Here is a 1,501-nt window from a genome sequence, read left to right as displayed (position 1 = left end):
GGCCCGGGGCTCGGCCTGCGCCGGCGCCCGCGCCGCTCGCCGGCATGGCTGTGCGCGCGGATCGCCGTCATCAGGGCATCGGTCCGGTCCAACTGCGCCGCCTCGACGGTGCTGACCAGCGGCTCGGCAATCTCACCCGGCTCGGTCAGGCCGCCGTCGACCTCGACGTCGAAGACGCGTTCGCCGGTCAGGCGGTGGGGTTGCGGCTTGGCCGTCGGGTCGTCATCGCCGGCGAGCCATCGGGCTTCGTCGTCCACGGGGTGCACGGCACCGGTCGCCGCGTCGAAGGACCAGGCTGCGCGCCGCTGACGGCCCCCGGCCACGAAGTCGCAGAACACCTGCCACGCACCGGAGGCACCGCGGCCGGCGTCCCAGATCGCCGATCCGGGTTCGACCCCACGCACGGCCAACCTTCGGTCCACGCGCGCCTCCAGGCGCTCCGACTCCCCCCCGTCGGCCGACCGCAGGCGGGTGCGGGCGGCCATACCGGCAATGTGCGCGCGTTCGGCGAGCACAGGTGCGGCGAAGACCTCGACCTTGGACAACGCCCACCCCGACCGGTCCGCCGCCTCGACCGCGCTCACACCAGAGCGGATCAGCGCCTGGATGTCGCGCGCGGACATCGGCTCGATCGCCGCGACGGCAGGCCCGGCCGTGGCCGCCCGGTGGCGCGCGGCCACCCGCAACTCGTCGTTGATCGCGACGCGATAGCGCGTGCCATCGGGCGCGGCCAGCAAGATATGCCGGCCGTCCTGATGCACGCCGACAAGGCGCAGTTCCTGCATGGCGGGGGCCTCCCCGGACGTGGGCCGCCGGGGCGGCCGCTCTCAGCACATGACCGGCACGATGCTGCCATGCCGGGGGTGTCCGCCGCCGTCAGGCCACGCCGCCGCTTGTAGCGTTGTCCCGTGCCAGCCGAACCCCTCGCCCCGTATGATGCCCTCGTCCTGCTCTCCTTCGGCGGCCCCGAGGGCATGCCCGAGGTCATGCCCTTCCTGCGCCGCGTCACCGCCGGGCGCGGTATCCCCGAAGAGCGGCTCGCCGAGGTCGCCGAGCACTACGCCCTCTTCGGCGGCGTTAGCCCGATCAACGCCCAGAACCGCGCCCTCGTCGCAGCCCTCGACGCCGAACTCGCCCGCCGCGGGATCGCGATCCCCGTCCACCTCGCGAACCGCAACAGCCCGCCGTTTGTCCGCGACGTCCTCGCCGGCCTCGCCCCCGCGCGGCTGCTGACCATCCTTACCAGCCCCTACCAGTCCTATTCCTCATGCCGCCAATACCGCGAGGATCTCGGGGTCGCCGCCGAGGGCCTCGACATCACGGTCGACAAATTGCCGCCGTATGCCGCCCACCCCCCCTTCGTCGAGGCCGTCACCGCCGCGGTGCTCGCGTCCGTCCGGGACGCCCTGGCCGCCCGCGACGACACCGGCGCGTCCGCTACCAGCCCTGGTACCACCGACGCCGCCGCTGCTCACCCCACCGACGGCACCGCCGCCCCCCC

Annotated in this window: 2 protein-coding genes; one reads left to right on the top strand and one right to left on the bottom strand. The window is 74.0% G+C overall.

Annotated features, from left to right (window positions below):
• Window positions 1-785: septation protein SepH (gene sepH / locus PKH97_RS16585; RefSeq protein ID WP_324388708.1), on the bottom strand; the 785-nt coding region annotated here is incomplete at its 3' end.
• A gap of 189 nt (window positions 786-974) precedes the next feature.
• Here sepH and PKH97_RS16580 point away from each other — a divergent pair.
• The coding region (locus tag PKH97_RS16580; RefSeq protein WP_324388709.1) for a ferrochelatase at window positions 975-1,501 on the top strand (527 nt) is incomplete at its 3' end.

This window comes from Nostocoides sp. (assembly GCF_035343835.1).
Classification (GTDB): domain Bacteria; phylum Actinomycetota; class Actinomycetes; order Actinomycetales; family Dermatophilaceae; genus Nostocoides_A; species Nostocoides_A vanveenii.
The sequence above is the reverse complement of the archived record's forward strand: the minus strand, read 5'-3'. Positions and strand labels throughout refer to the sequence as shown.